The sequence below is a fragment of the Chryseobacterium arachidis genome (assembly GCF_900129245.1).
Taxonomy (GTDB): Bacteria; Bacteroidota; Bacteroidia; order Flavobacteriales; family Weeksellaceae; genus Chryseobacterium; species Chryseobacterium arachidis.
Map to the genome: position 1 here is coordinate 1 of NZ_FQUT01000031.1, position 1,269 is coordinate 1,269.

At 30.5% G+C, this 1,269-nt stretch carries 2 protein-coding genes and 2 tRNA genes; 2 read left to right on the forward strand and 2 right to left on the reverse strand.

Annotation, left to right across the window (positions count from 1 at the left end):
• Positions 1–201 (forward strand): transposase (locus BUA89_RS22625; protein WP_143152336.1); only part of this gene is annotated, 201 nt, incomplete at its 5' end.
• Between the two features lie 93 nt (positions 202–294).
• Here the strand turns inward: BUA89_RS22625 and BUA89_RS22630 are convergent.
• Both BUA89_RS22630 and BUA89_RS22635 read right to left on the reverse strand, forming a co-directional pair.
• Positions 295–368, reverse strand: a tRNA-Arg gene (locus BUA89_RS22630).
• A gap of 8 nt (positions 369–376) precedes the next feature.
• Positions 377–451 (reverse strand) — tRNA-Pro (locus tag BUA89_RS22635).
• A 168-nt stretch (positions 452–619) separates the two neighbouring features.
• Here BUA89_RS22635 and BUA89_RS22640 point away from each other — a divergent pair.
• On the forward strand, positions 620–997 hold the full coding sequence (locus tag BUA89_RS22640; RefSeq protein ID WP_072964282.1) for a hypothetical protein: 378 nt from the start codon (positions 620–622) through the stop codon (positions 995–997).
• The last annotated feature ends 272 nt before the right edge of the window (positions 998–1,269 follow it).

The following is a 1,269-nucleotide window of genomic DNA, read 5'->3' on the forward strand; positions in this document are numbered from 1 at the left end:
GAATCAGGCTTTAAATCTTTCACTACCTTAAAAAGAACGATTACCCGCCACTACAGCGATATTCTTAATTATTTTGAGAAGAGAAGCACTAACGCCTCAGCAGAATCCTTTAATGCAAAAATAAAAAACTTCAGATTACAGCTACGAGGAGTAAGAGATAAATCGTTTTTCCTGTTCAGATTATCAAAACTTTTTGCTTAGTCCACAAGTTTTGTACTTGATCCGGTTTTTTGAAGTAAGAATAAAATTAAGCTATAAAAACAAAAAAACCTCCCAAAATTGAGAGGTTTTAAGTGAGCGCGAAAGGATTCGAACCTTTGACCGTCTGCTTAGAAGGCAGATGCTCTATCCAGCTGAGCTACGCACCCTAAAATTGTCGGGGCGGCAGGATTCGAACCTGCGACCTCCTGGTCCCAAACCAGGCGCGATGACCGGACTACGCTACGCCCCGATTTAGGTCATCTTTTTAACAAGAATTACCTTGTTTTTTGTGGTTGCAAATATATAATGTTTTTTTGAATTGCGAAAATAAAATTGCAATAAATTTTCATTGATTTTTTGGAGGCTATTTTTTACTACCTTTACCTGATTAATAACCATTATTTTAGACAAAATTTAAATGAAAAATAAAATTTTTCTTTTATTGCTTCTCCTGCTAATAATTTCATTTATTTCTAATTTTTATATAGAACAAAAACTCAATAGAACTTTTTCAAAAATAAGTACCGAAAGTATTAAGAACTTAGAATATCATTCCAATAAAAACTTCTATGAAAACGGAATCCAGAATATTGGTGAAAATCTTCAGAAAGAATTAATAACAATGGATCTTGGTGAATGTAGAATAAAAGTTCGGAAAGATATCTTTTATTTCTTTCAAAGTAAGGTGGTTTATGTTGAAAATGATAGAAGGGGTATTGAGATCAAATCAGACTACCTGGTTTTTAATTCCATGATTAAAATTAAAAGCTTTCAAAATTGTAAATTAAAATTTTAGATAAAGAAACAAGTGATAATTTTAAAGCAATTGGTGCTTTAAATTGGTTGGACAGATTTTTTTTAAAAATTTTAATCCAATGAGAATAAGGGTTAATTAGATTGTAATTTGAATATTAGTAATGATAATTCTGATTCTATTCGATATAATTAATTTGAAAACCAATGTGTTATTTACTGGATCAGTCTCAAAAGTTGGGGAGAAAATAAAAATAGTAACTTTGTGGAATGTTAAATGATGCTGAAATTCTGAAATTATTCTTACCCGAATTA

Excerpts from the sequence above, each read along its gene's own strand:
- BUA89_RS22640 (WP_072964282.1), top strand. The coding sequence starts at position 620 with ATGAAAAATAAAATTTTTCTTTTATTGCTTCTCCTGCTAATAATTTCA.